5 protein-coding genes are annotated in these 3,451 nt (G+C 30.3%); all 5 read right to left on the bottom strand.

Going from position 1 to position 3,451, the window contains the following annotated elements; all coding sequences use genetic code 11:
* Nucleotides 1-360: 360 nt before the first annotated feature.
* The gene (locus A5893_RS00390) at nt 361-807 is read right to left on the bottom strand and encodes a hypothetical protein (protein ID WP_068820562.1); all 447 of its coding nucleotides are present in this window, start codon (nt 805-807) and stop codon (nt 361-363) included.
* Between the two features lie 13 nt (nt 808-820).
* Nucleotides 821-1,231: a hypothetical protein gene (locus A5893_RS00385; RefSeq protein ID WP_157687321.1), complete on the bottom strand. Its 411-nt coding sequence runs from the start codon at nt 1,229-1,231 to the stop codon at nt 821-823.
* Between the two features lie 167 nt (nt 1,232-1,398).
* On the bottom strand, nt 1,399-1,626 hold the full coding sequence (locus A5893_RS00380) for a hypothetical protein (protein WP_068820560.1): 228 nt from the start codon (nt 1,624-1,626) through the stop codon (nt 1,399-1,401).
* A 162-nt stretch (nt 1,627-1,788) separates the two neighbouring features.
* Entirely contained in the window at nt 1,789-1,950 is a 162-nt protein-coding gene (locus A5893_RS00375; protein WP_198342230.1) for a hypothetical protein, read from the bottom strand.
* Nucleotides 1,951-2,487: 537 nt separating this feature from the next.
* On the bottom strand, nt 2,488-3,225 hold the full coding sequence (locus tag A5893_RS00370) for a hypothetical protein (protein WP_068820558.1): 738 nt from the start codon (nt 3,223-3,225) through the stop codon (nt 2,488-2,490).
* Nucleotides 3,226-3,451 lie beyond the last annotated feature (226 nt).

The following is a 3,451-nucleotide window of genomic DNA, read 5'->3' as shown; positions in this document are numbered from 1 at the left end:
ATACAAATTGTTTCCATACAAAGATACAATTTTTTATTCTTCAAAATTAAAATAAGTGGTTTTTAGAAGTTTGTCTAGGTCGAACTATTTCCGCTAACGTTTGGCGAATTTGTGAAGAAATGGGATTAACCCCGAAACACATCTTCGTACCACCACAAAACTAAATAGAAAAGATGAAAGAAGTTAAAAGCACAACACCCATTATTTCACAAATTTGTTGTTATAGGAAGTCTTTTTCCTGTCCACAATGTAAGGTCGCACCTAATGTAGGGTCAGTCCCAATTACCAATGAAGATTTTGATGATTACTTTAGCTTTATTTTAGAATACGGGATTGACAGTATTGATAGTTATAATAAAGCTAAGGCTTATGTGGTATCCTGCCAGAAGCCATTAAATCTCTAATCATTTCCTCATTAATAGGCATAAGCATTAACATCATTTCTTGTGTTTCTTTTTCATATTGCATTATTGTTATATATGTTACTTTTAAGAGTTCGTAATAACTGTCACTAAGTTCTTTAGGTAAATCTTTATAAGCTTTATTAACCACTGCTCTAACTGTTTCAGATGTTCTAGCAATAAAGGCTTGGTCTAAATCTTGTTGGTGTGTTTCTTTTAAAACTTTTACGTATTTTTCAAACTTATCTAAATCAAATATGTTTTGGAATTTCTCTAAAACAAGCATTTTGTCAGTTAAGGTTTTATTTAACTCTTTTTGCCCTTTTATAACACTTTTTTGAAAAAGGAAAACCACAACATAAGTAATAAGGAAAACACAACTTATGATTAAATTTAAGTCTATCATTTTTTTTCTTTCTTTAAATTTCTACAATTGTTTCTTCATTATCAGCCTCTTGAAATATCGTTGTCCGAGCGATTAAATAACCTGCTGTAAGCCCAATAATTTCAGATATTGGTTTAACATTAAAAGCTTTTGTAAATAATGGAATTATGCTTAATAGCACCAAAACAATTAAAACAAATAGGAAAATCCTAAGCATAATTAATTTAGATAGTGGCGAAGTTAATGTACCAGCAACCACTGCTGACCACATACCAAAACCACTACAAAGTAAAGGCAGGGAGAAAGCGTTAAAACCTTTAGTAATATCCCCACCCAACATAAACCCAATAGAAAACGATTGAGCGTAATAAGCACCAAGATAGCCAACCAAGTATGCTAAGATAGTTACGGGTATTACTAATAATAATTTTAAAAATTTATTCATATTCATTTAATTAAGTTAGCTAACCACCCCTAAAATACATAAAGTTCGGTACGTATATTTGTTTATTATGGAAGAGAGAATATATAATTTATTAATGTCATTAGGTTCGGAATTAGCCGATAAAGGTTTCGTTTGGTCTGCTGAACTTAAAAAAGAGTTCAACAAGATTACTTCTTACCTTTCTTTGCATCAGAAACTTTCCTGTCGTAAGGAGATTGGTTCGGAGGGTTCAAACTAACTTTTTCCTGTATAGCCTTTGCTTGAACAGAACTTTCTGTTCTTTTAAGTTTGAGACCTATAATCCTTGTCGGAGTATTTCCATTTGCCAAGTCTTTTAATTTTTCAGTATCTTCTTTAGTCCAATTCTTTCCATTGTTTGCAGGTTTCTTTACCATATAGTTCGGTGTTTAGCTATGTAAAATATGATTAAATATATTAATTATCTTTGTTTAAATTAAAACAAAAGAGATGAAATTAACAGTTAAAAAACAAAAGAAGTACAACTTGAAAAGTAAAGAAGACGTAATTAATTTGTACCAAGAGACGGGCATCCTTTGTTACCGCACAAGAGCTTGATGGGAGAAAGTTTCTACAACATCATAATTATCAACTCTTTTGACTACAGGACTTTGAGTTATGAAAACTCCTCCAATAGGTTGCCAACCTTCTGCAATAAGAGAGTTGACTACCGTTTCTAAATTGCCAGTTCCTTGTGCCATCACTACTTTGTACTCTTTGATACTTTTCATTTTGTTCAGTTTTTAGTTATAATTATTCAAGTTTTCTATTAGTTCAGTTCGGTAAGATTTCCTATAACGTTTTGAAAATTTGTGCATAAATGGCATTGCTTGCAGAACCAATGTCGTACCGCACCGGACTAAATAATTAACGAAAAACCTGAGTTGAACCACCGTCAGCTATTTTTGTGCAAATTTGCTGTTATAAGGTGTTACGTTTGCTTTTCTTGCGATAATTACGTTTTGCAAATCCATTTTAGTCAGTAATTTATGAATTTAGTTCGGTCAATTTGCATTGGGTTTTTTGTTTTTAATTGGAAAAATAAAAACGTTCATTTTTCCAATTAAATTATTTCCTTCACTTCGGCTTAAACAATTTTGTTTTTTAGTTTTGCTAGGTCAGTCACGGTCGGTAAAAGACGAGTTGAGCGGTTTAGTATTCAGTTCGTTCGGTTTGTAATTGATTTTTTGCAGATTGATAAATCGGAATTGAAGATGTAAACCATTATTAGTTTGCTTTTATTGATTTAGTTCTTTTATTTTAATTTCTCCGTTATCTAATATCTTTATACTGTAGTTTTGATAAAAGCCGGTTAATCCCCCATCATCTCCCACAAATTGAAAAATTTTTATCTCTTTATTTTTACCTATAAAAAAATTTCTAGACTCATAATCGTATGGCTCCTGAATTATTGTAAAAATATTGATTATTTTAGCGACCTGTGTTTTAGGGTTATATAGAATCAAATTCCCAGATTTTTTGCATAGCCGTTTTTCGTCATAAAAACCAGCAGGATATTTAATAAAATCGTCCTCCAATTGTGCATAATAGCACTCATAAGGACCAATATTTTCGAATTGATATCGTATACTATCTATTGAATGCGTTATTGAGTCTATAAAAGGCGTTGTAAACTTTAATTTTAAATATTCTTTTTTTAAAATATTTGGTTTACTTATCACTTTGAGTTTATTCAACATACGATAATAGTCTAAAATATTACTGTTTAAGAGGTCAACATTATCCCATTTAGGAGAATCCCACCCATATGAAGTATCAAGATTCTCCAAATAAATACTTCCAAATGGGAGTTTCCCATTTAATGGATATAATGCTGAACTATCTATCTTTTGACTAGAAACTGGATTGTTTATTGCTGGTTTTTTATCTACAACTATATTATTTTCTTCTTCTTTAATATTGTTATTACAAGCAATAATAGAAATTAGTATACATAGGTAATTTAATTTTTTCATAATTATTGGTATATCAAAAAATGCAATTGGGCGATTTGTTCGACTAAATACTTTTAAAAAACTTCATTCAGTTTGGTCGGTAATTATTTTTATTAACTTCTATATTCTATTCAGTAGTAATACCTTATAACGATTGGCGAATTTGTGTTGTAATGGCATAGAAAGTAAAAACTTGTCTACCCGTATAAATTTAGTTAATTGTGATGAAATAACTTAAAGCAGTTCA

Source organism: Pedobacter psychrophilus, assembly GCF_001652725.1.
GTDB classification, from domain to species: Bacteria; Bacteroidota; Bacteroidia; order Sphingobacteriales; family Sphingobacteriaceae; genus Pseudopedobacter; species Pseudopedobacter psychrophilus.
This window is presented reverse-complemented; position numbering and strand designations above follow the sequence as displayed.